This window comes from Clostridium sp. (assembly GCF_050717635.1).
Taxonomy (GTDB): domain Bacteria; phylum Bacillota; class Clostridia; order Clostridiales; family Clostridiaceae; genus Clostridium_AD.
This window is the reverse complement of record NZ_JBOITO010000036.1, coordinates 308,778-324,056: the sequence shown is the minus strand read 5'-3', so window position 1 is coordinate 324,056 and position 15,279 is coordinate 308,778. Positions and strand designations below refer to the sequence as shown.

The following is a 15,279-nucleotide window of genomic DNA, read 5'->3' as shown; positions in this document are numbered from 1 at the left end:
TATTTGAACGGGAGATTAGATATTATGAGTAATACAAAAGTAGATGTAATAGAAAGAAAAGCATTGATTTTCAATGTTCAAAAATATAATATGTATGATGGTCCGGGAATAAGGACACTAGTGTTCTTTAAAGGATGCCCATTGCGATGCAAATGGTGTGCCAACCCAGAAGGTCTTGAGCGGAAATATCAAGCTATGTTTAAAAGAGACTCTTGTATTAATTGTGGTGCCTGTGTAAGTGTTTGTCCGGCTGGAATACATTTTATTTCAAAAGAGCTAAAACATGAGATACACCGTAACATTGATTGTATAGGTTGCCGAAAATGTGAGGATGCTTGTAATGAAACTGCATTATCCATTGTTGGTCAGATAAAAACTGTATCCGAGCTTATGGAAATTATTAAAGAAGACGATATGTTTTATGATTTATCAGGTGGCGGCGTTACGTTAGGTGGCGGAGAGGTACTTATGCAACCTGAATTCGCAACAAACTTGCTTATGGCATGTAAGCAAGAAGGAATTAATACTGCTATTGAAACAGCTGGCTATGCAAAACTAGAATCAATACTTCAGATTGCTGAATTTACGGATTTATTCCTTTTTGATATAAAGCACATTGATGATGAGCGCCACTATGAACTGACGGGAGTGCACAATGAACGAATACTAGAAAACTTGAAGGAACTTCTGAGGTGTAGATATAACGTTAAGGTTAGAATGCCCTTGCTCAAAGGCATAAATGATAGACAGGATGAGATTGAAAATGTAATTGAATTTTTGATGCCTTTCCGTGATTATAAAAATTTTAAAGGTATAGATTTGCTTCCTTACCATAAAATGGGGGTAAATAAGTACACACAGTTAGAATTGGAGTATCCAATAAAGGAAGATCCAAGCTTAAGCAGTGAAGAACTTGATAGGATTGAGAGCTGGATTAAAAAATATGATTTTCCAGTTGTGGTTATCAAGCACTAAAAATAAATAAAAAATAGATTGAGAGGTAACTTTTATGGGAACAGTTGGTGAAAATGGTATACAACGTGTCATAGAAGAATCAGTACCTGGAAAGCAGGTTACAATCGCTCATGTTATTGCATCTCCTATGCCGGACATTTATGAGCGCTTGGGAATAGACGATAAAGGTTCAATTGGGATTTTAACTATAACACCATATGAAGCGGCTATTATTGCAGCGGATGTTGCAACAAAGGCTGCAGATGTTGAAATTGGATTTTTAGATCGTTTTACTGGGTCTTTAATTCTTGTAGGTGATGTTCAGAGCGTTGAAACAGCACTTATTGCAGTAAATGATGCATTAAAAAATTTGCTTAACTTTGCAATAGCAAAAATTACAAGAACATGAGAAAGAAACGTGTAATGGTAATAGGACCAACACATTGTGGGAAGACCACATTGGTTAATATGCTTAATGATTATCATGGACCACTCAGGAAAACACAGGATATGATTTATGGAAAGAACACTATAGATGTCCCAGGGTCTTATATTGAAAATCCTTGGATGTACAAACATCTAATTGCAGCTGCACAGGATGCATCACTTGTTTTGATCTTAGTTGATCAGTCAAAGTACAATAATATCTATTCTCCAGGTTTTGCCAAGGTGTTTAGATGTCCTGTTGTAGGTGTAATAACGAAAATTGATTTAATGCCGGAAAATCAGGAATTGTGTTTGAAACAGCTTAAGCACATAGGAGTATCTGAGCCTTATTATAACATTAGTGTTTCCAGTGGGGTGGGCATAGCTGATTTGAAACATTATTTACTTAATTTTGAAAAGAAAGAGTAAAGGGGGACTAAAATGAAATTTATTACCGAAAATGATTTGCGGGATTTAAATAGAAGAGAACCTTTTACAAATTATGAGATAGAGCCAGGAGCAAGACTTACGCCTGGAGCGCGTCAGTTCCTGTCGGATAGAGGCATTAATATGTTTGACACTGATTCTTATACAAAACAAAACACTATAAGTACAAAGAAGTCATCTGAAGTAATCCAGAGGAAGAATAATTGGCAAAAGAGGAAACTACGCAGTAATATGAATTCTACGGAAGCCTTGTTTCTTCAATTTTACGAAGAACTTTTGAGTGGGGATGCTTCTTTAGCACAGAGTGTTATTAGTTTAGGTAAACAGTTCTCCTCCATTAAAAATCATATAGAGGGTAAGGCCGTAGTGGAAAACTTAAGTTTCACAGAATGCACAGGCATAAAGGCTGATAAATTTTCAGATGATTTGGATGACTGCTTTGAAATCACAGAGGCCCATATGCAGCTTAAACAGGGAAGGAAGATTATACTTTTGCATAGGTTACGATGTGATCTTCGTGAAATTGAACCAGTTGTTTTAGAACTATATGAGGACAGTGATGATGGGAAGGAACTATGCACAGAAGTTATTGGGAAGGTTAATCAGATTATTAATACCTTGTCTCAAATAATTTGTTCGGTTTTAGGAGGTAAAGAATGTCAGAGAAAAAGTTAAATTTTGAATACTGTGATCAGCTTGTTAGGGATTTTGAATATATAGTTGAACACCCTATTGTGAGTAAATCTTCCGTTTACTATACAGGAGTTGATTTGGGTACTGCATGTGTTGTTTTAGCAGTTTTAGATGAAAACTACAAACCGGTGGCAGGTGCTTATAGGTATGCAGATGTAGTTCGAGATGGTATGGTTGTAGATTATATTGGTGCAATTAAAATTGTTAGAGAACTTAAGCAGGAGATTGAGGCGAAATTGGGTGCAGAACTTTTATATGCAGCTGCTGCAATTCCTCCTGGGACAGATGCTTTGGATTCAGGAGCAGTTAGCAATGTGGTCCAGGCTGCTGGGTTTGAAATTACCAACGTTCTTGATGAATCTACGGCTGCCAATAATGTGCTGAAAATTCAAGATGGTGCAGTTGTGGATGTTGGCGGCGGAACCACCGGAATTTCTATATTAAAGGATGGAGAAGTTATTTATGTTGCTGATGAGCCAACAGGAGGTACACATTTTTCCTTGGTTGTTTCTGGTGCATATAAAATGTCTTTTCCAGATGCAGAAATGTATAAGCGTAATCCAGAAAATCACAAGGAAATGTTACCAGTGCTTAAGCCAGTAGTTGAAAAAATTGCATCTATCATTAATCAGCACATCAAAGGTTATGATGTAAAGGAAATATGTTTGGTTGGTGGAACGTGTTGCCTTACAGGTATTGAAAAAATTATAGAGAAGCAGACAGGTATTTATACTCATAAGCCACAAAATCCGATGTTTGTAACTCCACTAGGAATAGCACTTAGTTGCACCCAGGAAAGCATATGATAAGGGGGAGTATAAAATATGGAGTTTCGAATTATTAAATCTCCTACGGCGGGTACTATAGATATTCTTATGGGGCGTATGGGGGCGGGAGTTAGTAAAGACACAATTTGTACTGATGCAGTTGGGCTGGTGCAAGGGAGAATGATAGATATGATTTGTGCAGCTGATATTGCAGAAAAGGCGGTTGGTGTCACGGTGGAAGATATTAGGGGAAGTTGTCCTCAGAACATGATAATGATTGCGATGTTTGGCGATACTTCATCTGTTGAATCCGCCATTGAGGAGATTAAACTCAAGATGGAAAAGGGGTAAGATTTATGATAATAACGAAACTGATTGGTAGTGTATGGGCAACAAGAAAATCAGACTCGCTTAATGGACTAAAGTTTATGCTGGCGGAAGTAATTGGCGGCACAAGTGCTGGTCAGAGATTGATTGTTGTTGATACTATCAGTGCCGGTATTGGAGACAAGGTTATTGTATGTACGGGTTCCGCGGCTCGCCGAATGCTTGGTGATGATAATATCCCAGTTGATGCAGCTGTTATCGGAATTATTGATGACGATTGCAACATTGAATAGATAATTATAGGAGGCATAAGAATTGATAATTATTATGTACCCCAGAGAACTACAGGAGGGATAAGAATGAGTCTTCTTGATATGGTTAGAGAAGCTGGTGTTATTGGTGCAGGTGGTGCAGGATTTCCTACTCATGTAAAACTAGCATCAAACTGTGAATATATACTTCTTAACGGAGCTGAATGTGAACCGTTACTCAGGGTGGACCAGCAGTTGATGAAGCTATTTCCCGATGAAATAATAAAAGGATTTGTAGCAGCTGGCAAGTTTGTTTCAGCAAGTAAAGCTCTTATAGGTGTTAAAGGAAAGCATAAAGAAGCGATTTGTATTTTGCGAGATAGGATAGAAGCGCTACAGGTAAGTGATTTCGTTGAAGTGAAAGAGCTTCCGGATGTTTACCCCGTAGGTGATGAACAAGTTCTGGTTTATGAACTTACGGGCAGAGTTGTTCCTGAAATGGGTATCCCAATCCAGGTTGGATGTGTAGTAGTAAATTCAGAAACGGTATTAAATCTTTACAATGCCTCGATGGGACAGCCTGTTACAGAAAAATATATCACAGTTGCAGGAGATATACCGAAAAGTTTGACTATAAAGGTGCCAGTAGGTACACCTATTATAGATGTGCTTAAGCAAAGTGGTATAGAAAATTTTGATGACTATGCAGTCATTGACGGTGGTCCTATGATGGGTCCTGTGATGGATAATATTGATGGATATATTACAAAGAAAAATAAGGGTTTCGTAATTTTGAAAAAACAGCATGCTTTGATTCGCAAGAAATCTATGAACATTGAACAGGCAAGAAGAGTGAATAGAGCTTCATGTGAACAATGTCGGATGTGTACGGATATGTGTCCTCGTTTCCTTCTTGGACATAACGTGCAACCACATAAGATGATGACAGCTTTAAATTATGCATTAACGGATGTTGAAAGTCAGAAGATTTCACAGCTATGCTGCCAGTGTAATTTATGTGAATTGTTTTCATGTCCAGTAGGACTTTATCCTAAAGCTGCAAACCTCTATTTTAAAGAGAAATTGGCAAAGCAGAATATAAAGTATAAACCGACGAAATCAAAATTCACTTCCCGCAAAAACCGTGAATATCGATTGGTTCCAAGCAAGCGGCTTGTGGCAAGACTAGGGTTACATGATTTTGACAAGCCTGCTCCTATGATGAAAGTTGAAATAAAACCTGAATTGGTTCATATTGCAACAAGGCAGCATGTAGGAGCACCTACGCTTACAGTTGTTTCTGTTGGGGATCATGTAAAGCTTGGACAGCTAATCGGCAAAATACCTGAAGGCAGTTTGGGTGCTGCAATTCATGCCAGCATTTCAGGAACGGTTCTAGAGTGTGAAAATGATTTTATTACGCTAAGGAGGGACTAATATGTCGAAAGCAATAGGAATGGTTGAATTTACAAGTATTGCACGGGGTATATATGCAGCAGATCAGATGTTGAAAATTTCTGATGTTGAAATAGTCACAGCTAGTTCTGTTTGTCCTGGCAAGTATATAGTTATTGTTGATGGTGATGTTGCATCAGTTCAAGATTCAGTAGGTATTGGTGAACGGCTAGCAGAAGAATTTTTTATTGATTCTATTATTATACCAAATGTTAGCCCTTTAGTATTCCCAGCAATTACAGGTGCAACTATGCCAGACGAAATTCAGGCACTGGGAATTATTGAGTTTTTCTCTTTGTCAACCATGGTTATAGCTGCAGATGCAATTTTGAAAGCTGCGGATTTACAGCCAATAGAACTTCGTCTCGGAAATGGACTAGGAGGTAAGTCATTCTTTACTTTCACCGGCGATGTGGCTGCGGTTGAAACCGGTATTGAAACAGGAAAGGCTATTGCAAAAGAAAAAGGACTGCTTGTAAATGCAGAGTTTATAGCTTCTCCGTCGGACAGACTGTTGTCATCTTTGTTCTAATACATTAGAACTTATATATATAAAGGTGTTTTCAATTACCATACCTAATAAATAAAAGGATGTGAAGTAATGAAAAAATTGATTAGTGTGAAAAATGTGGAAGATGCAGAAAAGCAGGGACAAAAGATATTATATATTGAAAATGATACGATTATTACTCCGTCAGCCAAAGACGCAGCTAGAAATTGTGGAATAGAGTTTTCTACAGAGGCCCCTGTCTGTGAAACAAAGAGTGAAAAAGCTTCCGTACCAGCAAAAGAAGTAATGACTTCTGAACTTGCCAAAGCCTGTGAAGGTGGAATAGATGTTGATACGATTTATAAGGTATTTAAAGCTATGATGGATAAAGGACTTCTAAATGGAATTATTGATTCTGTTTCTAACAAGCCATATATTGCTGAGATTGATTCTAGTGGGCTTAAGGTAGTTCGTGGCAATTCGGTAAAGATGGAAGTTTTGGATACTGGAAATCCCAACGATAAAGTATTCTACCAGGAAATTATCAATGGTGATGACGCTTGCTCAATGAATGCAGGATTTATTACAATTGAAGATTGTACATTCGACTGGGAAACTACTTGTGAAGAAATTTACTGCGTTGCGGAAGGTACACTGACTGTAACAGTAAACGGAAAGGGTTATACTGCAAATCCAGGTGATTCAGTGTTCTTCCCTAAGGGAGCTAAATTAGCATTTGGTTCACCAAACAAGATGAAAGCATTCTATGTTACATATTAGAACCTTTCAGCAAAGTTAAGGGGGTTAAGCAATGCAGGCACTTGGGTTAATCGAAACAAAAGGACTTATTGCAGCTATTGAGGGTGCAGATGCTATGCTCAAGGCCGCAGATGTGAATCTCTTGGAAAAGACATATGTAGGTGGAGGTCTTGTTTCAATTATTGTAACTGGCGATGTGGGTGCGGTGAAAGCAGCTATAGAGGCTGGTGGTGCGGCAGTTAGAAAAATAAATAGCATATTCCTGGTTTCAGAGCATGTGATTCCGCGCCCACATGAAGACTTGGATAAGATAATTGTACCGGCAGTACCTCTAAAAAATGAAGATATAATAACTACTCAGTCAGCAAAAATTGAATTACAAGAGGAACTGGAAAATAAAATCATTGAAGACGACAATAAAGAGGTTTATGTTGAAATTGAAGAAACAGATATTTCCTTAGAAATTGATTTGCATGAGTTGCATAATAAGGAAGATGTAGATAAGCTGATACTTGAATATGGTTTGGAAGAAGCTATTAAGATTCTGAGCAAGTTTAAAGTGATAGAGCTTCGAAATATAGCTCGTCAATATAAAACCTTTGGTATAGTAGGAAGGAAAGTTTCTAAGGCTAATAAGATGCTCCTGCTTACAGAGTTCAGAAAATATTATGAAAATAATTAAAGAAGTCATAAAATTTTGTGACAAAAATAATGGAGGGGTATTAATTGGAGAATATTGATCATGATTTACGTTCCGTACAAGAAGCGAGAAATCTTGCAAGACTCGGAAAAATTGCAGCAGAGCAGATTGCTGATTATACTGAAGAACAAGTAAATAAGATTTTGTGCAATATGGTTAGAGTAGCAGAGGAAAATTCAGTTTGTCTAGCTCAGATGGCCGTGGAAGAAACTGGTTTTGGAAAAGTAGAGGATAAGACCTATAAAAACCATATGGCTTCTACTTTGGTGTATAATGCCACTAAAAATATGAAGACCATTGGTATTATTCGCGAAGATGAGGTTGAAAGGGTAATTGATATTGCAGAGCCAGTTGGACTTATAATGGGTATTATACCTTCAACAAATCCAACATCTACTGCTATTTTTAAAGCAATAATTGCAATTAAATCACGTAATGCAATTATATTTTCACCACATCCTGCTGCATTAAAATGTACAATAAAGGCTATTAGCCTTATGAATGAGGCTGCAGTAGCGGCAGGAGCTCCTGCTAATATTATTAGCAGTATTTCTACCCTATCTATGGGAGCTACAAATGAGTTAATGAAATGTAAAGAAGTTGCTTTAATAATTGCAACTGGTGGTCCAGGAATGGTAAAGGCCGCTTATAGTGCGGGTAAACCTGCATTGGGTGTTGGAGCTGGTAACTCTCCGGCTTATATTGAGAAAACTGCTAATGTTGCACAAGCGGTTAAGAATATTATGGCAAGTAAGACTTTTGATTATGGAACTATTTGTGCATCTGAGCAGTCTATAATCGTCGAAGAGTGTAACCATGATCAGGTAGTTGCTGAAATTAAGAAGCAGGGCGGTTATTTTATGACAGCTGAAGAAACTTTAAAAGTTTGTGCTTTATTATTTAAGAATGGACACACAATGAGTGCTAAATTCGTAGGAAGATCTCCTCAGGTTATTGCAACTTCTGCTGGTATTTCCATTCCAGAAGGAACTAAGGTTCTTATAGGTGAGCAGCAAGATGTTGGTGAGGCTTATCCACTGTCCTACGAAAAACTGACAACGGTACTAGCTTTTTATACAGTAAAAGATTGGCACGAGGCATGCGATCTTAGCATTAAACTACTTCAGAACGGAATCGGACATACTATGAGTATTCATACAGAAGACAGAGATATTGTAATGAAGTTTGCTAAAAAACCTGCAGCTCGTATTTTGGTTAATACTGGTGGAAGCCAAGGTGGTACCGGTGCAAGCACAGGACTTATACCTTCATTCACACTGGGTTGCGGTACATGGGGCGGAAGTTCTGTTTCAGAAAATGTTACTCCAATGCATTTGATTAATATCAAGAGAATCGCATATGGAACTAAGGATTGCAGTACATTAGCTTCTGATGATCCGACTTTCAACCATCCAGAGTCTTCAGAAAGCTGTGAAGTTAAAAGTGGCGTAGGATACGGTGCTTTAAGTCCTGACTTATATGCATCTGCATATAAGAAGGATTGCACTGATAATGAAAAGCTTTTGAAACTTGTAAATGATTTGGTAACCGCAATGAAGGGAGCCAACTAGAATGGAAATGGATAAGTATAATGCTGTTCTAAAGCTTTTGCTGGAGACTGTTCAAGCTAATGATTCGTCTACAGAAGTGAAAGAAGACATATATGAGATTCCAGTTGGAGTTTCCAATCGTCACATTCACCTTTCCCAGGCTGATTTAAAGGGTCTGTTCGGAGATGGGTATCAGTTGACAAAAAGTAAAGATTTATCACAGCCTGGACAGTATGCATGTAAGGAAACTGTAACAATCTGCGGACCAAAGGGTGCCATTGAGAAAGTTAGAATTCTTGGTCCTGTGCGTAGTAAGACACAGGTGGAAGTTCTCACAGGAGATTCCTTCAAACTTGGCACCGTTTCACAGGCAAGGTTATCAGGTGATTTACAGGGAACACCGGGAATTACGTTAATTGGTCCCAAGGGATCTGTTCAGACAACAGAAGGTTTGATTGTTGCACAAAGACATATTCATATGACACTTAAAGATGCACAAGGTCTTGGTGTACATGATGGACAGATGGTATCCATTCAGATTAATGGGGAACGTGGGGGCACTTATAATAATGTGGCAGTTAGAGCTAATGAAGCTTCTTCACTAGAATGTCATCTTGACACAGAAGAAGCAAATGCTATGAATCTTAATTCCTTATCAAAAATTATAATTACAAAATAAAAAATTAGGAGGAAATAAAAATGAAATATGATGCATTAGGTATGATCGAAACAAAGGGTTTAGTTGGGGCTATTGAGGCTGCAGATGCAATGGTTAAGGCAGCAAATGTATACTTAGTTGGTAAAGAATTTGTTGGTGGTGGTCTAGTAACAGTAATGGTAAGAGGCGACGTTGGTGCGGTTAAAGCAGCAACTGATGCTGGTGCTGCTGCAGCTCAACGCGTTGGAGAACTGGTTTCTGTTCATGTTATCCCTCGTCCACATGTTGAAGTTGAAGCTATTCTTCCAAAAACCATGAAGAGAGAAGAAGAGGCAAAATAAAATCTAAGGTCATGAGAGTAATTAACATAAATTATACTAGAATTATAAAAAAAATAAATAAAATATTAGGAGGACAAAAAAATGAAACAAGATGCATTAGGAATGATTGAAACAAAGGGTTTAGTTGGAGCTATTGAGGCTGCAGATGCAATGGTTAAGGCAGCAAATGTTTACCTAGTTGGTAAAGAATTTGTTGGTGGTGGTCTAGTAACAGTAATGGTAAGAGGCGACGTTGGTGCGGTTAAAGCAGCAACTGATGCTGGTGCTGCTGCAGCTCAACGCGTTGGAGAACTGGTTTCTGTTCATGTTATCCCTCGTCCACATTCTGAAGTTGAAGCTATTCTTCCTAAAACAATAGACAAGGAATAAAACAAAAAAAATGGTGAAGTTTGCAAAATCATCGTATAAGGTGAAACAATATAAAGATATGATTCAACTACTAATTAAATAAGATAAAAAGAGACTACACAAAAATTTTTGTGTAGTCTTTGTTCATTCTTTCGTTTTTGAAGCATATCTACATTTTCTATAGATATTTGGAGTCATGTTCATCTTCGCAGAGAATACCCTGTTAAAATAAGAGGGATCTGAGAAGCCACATTCAATTGAAATTCGGTAAGCAGGGTAATTAGTTGTCCCCAGCAACCTGCAGGCATATTGAATTTTCAGATCAATTACATACTCTGTAAATGAAATGCCGATATCCTTTTTAAAAACATGGCTGAAATATTTAGGATTCATAAACACCTTAGATGCTACCATTTCCAAAGTTAATCTCTCTTTGAATTGTTCTTTAATATATTTTACGGATTCCTCAATAAAGTTATGTTGGTATTCCTTGTGTTCTATGATGGTTGTTTCAGTCGTTTCCTCCAATAGAACAGGATATTCGGCTACAGAGGTCAGCATTTTAAGGAAAATTTCTTTGAAGACTTTGGGCTTGATAGGCTTTAACTGGTATTCGAAAACCCGAAGTTTAATGGCTTTCTGTGCATTGGGAAAGTCCGCATAGGCAGATAAAATGGTGATACAAACACTTGGAAGAAATTTTCTGATCTCGTGAAGGGCGCTTAGACCATCCATTTCTGGAATCATCACGTCCATTATGATAATATTCGGTTGATGCTGCTTTGCAAGTTTAATGGCTTGAACTCCGCTTTCGCAGGTCAGCAGCGTATCCTCTGGAGAAAGAGTTTCAAGCACAATTGTTTTGAGGAAATCTTGTTCAAGTATTTCATCTTCCACAATCAAGACCACATTCATAGTAATAACCCCTCAATAGGTTCGGTGGGAATGGTGATAGTTATGGTACTTCCGCTATAGTCAGACTTTACTATTTTAAGACCATATTGTTCTCCGTAATATCGTTTTAAACGTTTATCTGTATTTCCAAACCCTAGACCTGATTTATTTTCAAATTGTTGTATGTTCTGCAAAACATCCTTTGGAAAACCATTTCCATTATCAATAATGGAAATTACGATCTCGTTTTTATATTCTTCTGCGTAAATGCTTATTTTGCCTCCATCTCGTTTTGGGGTGATGCCGTGAATAACAGCGTTTTCAACAATAGGCTGTATCACCATGTTGGGGATTCTGTAAGCATTAATATTCTCCGGAATGAGGATGTCATATTCAAGACGGTTTTTAAATCTTACCTTCTGGATATACAGATATTTCTTAATGTTGTCAATTTCGGCACCGATGGTGTGTAGTTGATTGTTTTGCTTTAAATTGTACCTGAGCAAGTCGGAAAGGCAATAGATAAGCTCCTCCGTTTGGGAATGCTCAAAATACGCAATGCGGGCAATACAGTTCAAGGTATTAAATAAAAAATGGGGATTGATAATGAGAGCCATGTTTTTACCTTCTAAATCAATAATCTTTTTCTCTAGAATTTCCTTTTCAATGCACAACCTTACCGCATCTGGATCTGATTGGCTAAGGCTTTCGGACAAGTCAAGAGAAATATTTTTGGCAATATGGGCGCAAAGTTGCTCATGTATTTTAATTTTAGTTGATTCCACTGTTTTCAGTGACAAAATAGATTTGCCGATAAATTCCAATTCTAGACTTTTATCGTTTTTCAGGGAATGGACTTCAATCATACATTTTTGATATTCGTTGCCTTCCAAATATGATTGTACACCGGATATATAACCCACAGTCTCATCCTGCAGTGTGATGGGAAAAAGGATATTTTCAAGCCCATAATGGCAGACAAATCTATTCTCTCCGCTAAGATTGAGTCGGCATTTGTAGTCGTGGCATACACGACCTCTACTTTCCTGGCATATATATGTACAAAAATCCGGGGATGGAATAAACTCAAACAAAATATCTCCATTTGTATCTACCAAAAATAGGGGAAGATCTGACAGAGATAAAATACTCATATAGCGGGTATATAAAATATTGGAGGCTATTAAATTTTTCAGCAGATTATTAGTTTTATACATGCTTTTAGCCCACCTTTTCTACCATGCAATTTATTTTTAACAAATGAATTATTGAAATTCTATGGGTTACAATTTTCCTTCAAGTCTGTGCATATCTTATACTATTATAAGGTATAAAGCTATAATAGTAAACAACCTATATTATGTTTTGACAGGTGTTTTATTGAAAAAAGAGGTTGAAACTCAGATTTCTAAGTTTCAACCTCTTTTTATTGCTAACCATTAATGGTTTTGGATATTTGTTAATAGCATTTTTGATAAATACCAATAAGTTCTTCTTTAGAAGGTTGTTTAGGATTAGTTGGGGTACAACGATCCAACATGGCTGTTTCGGACATATGATCTAAAGCAATTTCAAACTCATTCTGATCAACTCCAAGCATCCGAATATTCACTTCTATCCCTAGAATTTTTTTCAGCTTACCTACAGCCTGTATGAAATTCACAGTTCCTTCACGTGGCGTCCGAGCAGGAAGCTGCAGAATAGTTGCCAGTTTTGCGTATCTTTCTGCAGCATAAACGTTGGCACTTCCTCTTAAGTCGGCGTTGTATTCCATCACCGCATTAAGTAAAATCGCATTGGAGCGGCCGTGGGAAATGTGGAAAGTCGCTCCTAGGGCATGAGCCAGGCTGTGATTTATACCAAGGTTTGAATTTGTAAATGCCATTCCTGCCATGCAAGAAGCGTTTTGCACACGATCTCTGGCATCTGGATCCTTGGGGTCCTTGTAAAGTTTCTCAATGTTTTCGAAAATCAGTTTGATTGCTTTTTCCGCAAGAGCATCTGTAAAGTCCGTTGCATTTGTGGAAACATATGCTTCAACGGCATGAACTAGAACATCTATGCCAGTATCCACAACCACACGCTGGGGAACATGTTGGATACAGGTAGAGTCGAGTATAGCGATGTCTGGCGCTATAAACTCATCTACGATACACAACTTTGTACCCTCAGAAGTAATAACGGTGAAGTCCGTTACTTCCGACCCTGTTCCACTTGTGGAGGGAATCGCAATAAACAGAGGTTTTTTCATTTCACTACCCGCTACACTTTTTAACTTCCAAGAAAAATACAGAATTCCCTTGGCTGTATCGATGGCAGAACCCCCGCCAATTGCAACAAGGACATCTGCATTGCTTTCCTCATATAGTTTCAATCCCTCTGTAATTACTTTAACATCTGGATCTGGGCGTACTCCAGAAAAAACAATGGAACTTATTCCCGCTTTGCTTAGGTAATCTACGGCAGTTTTCAGATATCCCAGCGTTTCCATTATAGAGTCCGAGACAATAAATGCTCTAGTACCTTTAACCTGTTCTAAAAGGTGCATAGAGTCCTTATTAAAATAAACCTTGGACTTCAGTTTAAACTTATCTTCCATAATATGGACCTCCTATTTTTGACGCTACAGTAAACTCATAATATATGATATCATACAGAATAACTACTTTATTGCAGATTTAATATATAGTTTTAGCACTATTGTAACCAGTTAAAATCCGATATTGTACAATATTGTTTTTCTTGAACAATAGCTACTTCAAAAGTATGATTTTTTCTTTTTATCTTTTTTGAGATGATAATGTGATATAATAATAATATATTCAACATTTGTTTCGCGAAAATACCCTTTACTATTAGGAATCAGTATAATAGACTGTAGATACTAAATATTAGGGGCTGTTAGTAGGAATTGTGAAGAAAATTTACACTAAAGCGAAATTCAAAAGTAAAGAAAATAATAGATTAAAATATGTGTGGTGGAATTATTAATGAAAATGGAAGAATTAGTACAAGAAAAATTGCGTCTCGTTTTTAAGGATGATAGCATTATATTCGACAAATCACGTTTCGCAGGAGGACTTACCAATTACAATTACCTTATGAATATCAAGGGAATTGAGTACGTTGTTCGCCAACCTGGTGGCATGACTAACCTAATGATCGATCGGAAAATTGAAAAAGAGAACAATCGCATCGCTTCGGAATTTGGTATAAATTCTGAGTGTGTTTGTTTTGATGAGGTTAGCGGGATTAAAATTTGTATATACATTAAAAATAGCAAAAACATTGCTCAAACAGACCCAAGCTCTCTAACAAATCTTAATGCCGTTTCTGACCTACTGAAAAAAACCCATTCTAGCCTAAAACATTTTCCTAATTCCTTCGATTGGCAAATGGAGCTTACTAAATACGAAAACATTATTCAAGAGCTTAAGGGCGGTTTTTTCTTTGACTATACTGTATTAAAAAAACAATTGCTTGATTTTATGCAAAAAAATATCAAAAATACAATTTCTGTTCCATGTCATAACGACACAGTGCCCGAAAATTTTGTGGTGGATGGCAATGGTAGAACTTACCTTGTAGACTGGGAATATTCTGGAATGAACGACCCAAGCTGGGATGTGGCTGCGTATATTCTTGAATCCAGACTAAACGAAGAGGCAATTGAATATTTTCTTTTAGGCTACTATGACCAAGGGTTGACAGCTGAAGAAATATTAAAAATAAAATGCTATATGGTAGCGCAGGATTTGCTTTGGATGGTATGGGCAATGATTAGACACTACAGCGGTGACGATTTTCTGGATTATTGCAGTATTAGATACGAACGCTTTCAGAAGAATGTTAAGGCGATTACTGTTTCATCAGATTATTCTATTGCCGATATGGTAAAGAATTAGGTAGTCATAGCGGTGCTAGAGAAAATGTGTTTTGATATCTGAACTACACTCCATTGAATGGGCACAACTAAAAAAGAGTTGTGTCCGTTTCAATGGGGTGTATTTTTTATGATGAAAATTGGGGAAAGGAATTATCTTCTTAACTGAGGATGTCTTAATTAAGACTATTAGTACAATAAAGTAACGATAGTACAAAAACTTAAAAAAACTGGCGGATATAATGCAGTAAAAAATTGCACTTTATGCCATGAAAAAATGGCTTCTTAAGTTATTATTAACATAAAGTCAAATGGTTTTCTAAGCACTAATATATT

Annotated in this window: 19 protein-coding genes; 16 read left to right on the top strand and 3 right to left on the bottom strand. The window is 37.2% G+C overall.

Annotation, left to right across the window (positions count from 1 at the left end; translation table 11 throughout):
• The first annotated feature begins 24 nt into the window (after positions 1–24).
• The 15 genes from cutD to eutM (ACREWB_RS17765) all read left to right on the top strand — a co-directional run bounded on the left by cutD (position 25) and on the right by eutM (ACREWB_RS17765) (position 10,187).
• Positions 25–975 carry a choline TMA-lyase-activating enzyme gene (cutD, locus tag ACREWB_RS17835; RefSeq protein WP_431548810.1) on the top strand — a complete coding sequence of 317 codons (951 nt, stop codon included), beginning with the start codon at positions 25–27 and terminating at the stop codon, positions 973–975.
• 34 nt (positions 976–1,009) lie between these two features.
• Positions 1,010–1,363 carry a BMC domain-containing protein gene (locus ACREWB_RS17830; protein WP_431548809.1) on the top strand — a complete coding sequence of 118 codons (354 nt, stop codon included), beginning with the start codon at positions 1,010–1,012 and terminating at the stop codon, positions 1,361–1,363.
• A complete protein-coding gene (locus ACREWB_RS17825) occupies positions 1,360–1,809 on the top strand; it encodes a EutP/PduV family microcompartment system protein (RefSeq protein ID WP_431548808.1) in 450 nt (149 codons plus the stop codon). Before ACREWB_RS17830 ends, ACREWB_RS17825 begins: the two co-directional genes overlap by 4 nt.
• A gap of 12 nt (positions 1,810–1,821) precedes the next feature.
• Positions 1,822–2,502 carry an ethanolamine utilization protein gene (locus ACREWB_RS17820; RefSeq protein ID WP_431548807.1) on the top strand — a complete coding sequence of 227 codons (681 nt, stop codon included), beginning with the start codon at positions 1,822–1,824 and terminating at the stop codon, positions 2,500–2,502.
• Positions 2,484–3,326 carry an ethanolamine utilization protein EutJ gene (gene eutJ / locus ACREWB_RS17815; RefSeq protein ID WP_431548806.1) on the top strand — a complete coding sequence of 281 codons (843 nt, stop codon included), beginning with the start codon at positions 2,484–2,486 and terminating at the stop codon, positions 3,324–3,326. Before ACREWB_RS17820 ends, eutJ begins: the two co-directional genes overlap by 19 nt.
• A gap of 18 nt (positions 3,327–3,344) precedes the next feature.
• Positions 3,345–3,638, top strand: a complete 294-nt coding sequence (locus ACREWB_RS17810) for a BMC domain-containing protein (RefSeq protein WP_431548805.1) — start codon at positions 3,345–3,347, stop codon at positions 3,636–3,638.
• A 5-nt stretch (positions 3,639–3,643) separates the two neighbouring features.
• A complete protein-coding gene (locus tag ACREWB_RS17805; protein ID WP_431548804.1) occupies positions 3,644–3,907 on the top strand; it encodes a EutN/CcmL family microcompartment protein in 264 nt (87 codons plus the stop codon).
• 66 nt (positions 3,908–3,973) lie between these two features.
• Positions 3,974–5,302: a 4Fe-4S dicluster domain-containing protein gene (locus ACREWB_RS17800; protein WP_431548803.1), complete on the top strand. Its 1,329-nt coding sequence runs from the start codon at positions 3,974–3,976 to the stop codon at positions 5,300–5,302.
• 1 nt (position 5,303) lies between these two features.
• Positions 5,304–5,852, top strand: coding sequence for a BMC domain-containing protein (locus ACREWB_RS17795; protein WP_431548802.1), 549 nt, complete (start codon positions 5,304–5,306; stop codon positions 5,850–5,852).
• Positions 5,853–5,921: 69 nt separating this feature from the next.
• Positions 5,922–6,590 carry a EutQ-related cupin domain-containing protein gene (locus ACREWB_RS17790; protein WP_431548801.1) on the top strand — a complete coding sequence of 223 codons (669 nt, stop codon included), beginning with the start codon at positions 5,922–5,924 and terminating at the stop codon, positions 6,588–6,590.
• Positions 6,591–6,621: 31 nt separating this feature from the next.
• Entirely contained in the window at positions 6,622–7,251 is a 630-nt protein-coding gene (locus ACREWB_RS17785) for a BMC domain-containing protein (protein WP_431548800.1), read from the top strand.
• Between the two features lie 44 nt (positions 7,252–7,295).
• A complete protein-coding gene (locus ACREWB_RS17780) occupies positions 7,296–8,840 on the top strand; it encodes an acetaldehyde dehydrogenase (acetylating) (RefSeq protein ID WP_431548799.1) in 1,545 nt (514 codons plus the stop codon).
• 7 nt (positions 8,841–8,847) lie between these two features.
• Positions 8,848–9,498 (top strand): phosphate propanoyltransferase, encoded by a 651-nt coding sequence (locus ACREWB_RS17775; RefSeq protein ID WP_431548853.1) that lies wholly within the window; start codon positions 8,848–8,850, stop codon positions 9,496–9,498.
• 20 nt (positions 9,499–9,518) lie between these two features.
• The gene (gene eutM, locus ACREWB_RS17770) at positions 9,519–9,818 is read left to right on the top strand and encodes an ethanolamine utilization microcompartment protein EutM (RefSeq protein WP_431548798.1); all 300 of its coding nucleotides are present in this window, start codon (positions 9,519–9,521) and stop codon (positions 9,816–9,818) included.
• Positions 9,819–9,899: 81 nt separating this feature from the next.
• Positions 9,900–10,187 carry an ethanolamine utilization microcompartment protein EutM gene (eutM, locus tag ACREWB_RS17765; protein ID WP_431548797.1) on the top strand — a complete coding sequence of 96 codons (288 nt, stop codon included), beginning with the start codon at positions 9,900–9,902 and terminating at the stop codon, positions 10,185–10,187.
• A gap of 123 nt (positions 10,188–10,310) precedes the next feature.
• Here eutM (ACREWB_RS17765) and ACREWB_RS17760 read toward each other — a convergent pair whose 3' ends face one another.
• The 3 genes from ACREWB_RS17760 to ACREWB_RS17750 all read right to left on the bottom strand — a co-directional run bounded on the left by ACREWB_RS17760 (position 10,311) and on the right by ACREWB_RS17750 (position 13,659).
• Positions 10,311–11,063, bottom strand: coding sequence for a response regulator transcription factor (locus ACREWB_RS17760; RefSeq protein ID WP_431548796.1), 753 nt, complete (start codon positions 11,061–11,063; stop codon positions 10,311–10,313).
• Positions 11,064–11,077: 14 nt separating this feature from the next.
• Positions 11,078–12,277 (bottom strand): histidine kinase, encoded by a 1,200-nt coding sequence (locus tag ACREWB_RS17755; RefSeq protein WP_431548795.1) that lies wholly within the window; start codon positions 12,275–12,277, stop codon positions 11,078–11,080.
• A 242-nt stretch (positions 12,278–12,519) separates the two neighbouring features.
• Positions 12,520–13,659 (bottom strand): 1-propanol dehydrogenase PduQ, encoded by a 1,140-nt coding sequence (locus tag ACREWB_RS17750; protein ID WP_431548794.1) that lies wholly within the window; start codon positions 13,657–13,659, stop codon positions 12,520–12,522.
• A 391-nt stretch (positions 13,660–14,050) separates the two neighbouring features.
• On the opposite strand from ACREWB_RS17750, the gene ACREWB_RS17745 reads away from it, so the two are divergent.
• Positions 14,051–14,965: a choline/ethanolamine kinase family protein gene (locus tag ACREWB_RS17745; protein WP_431548793.1), complete on the top strand. Its 915-nt coding sequence runs from the start codon at positions 14,051–14,053 to the stop codon at positions 14,963–14,965.
• Positions 14,966–15,279: the final 314 nt, after the last annotated feature.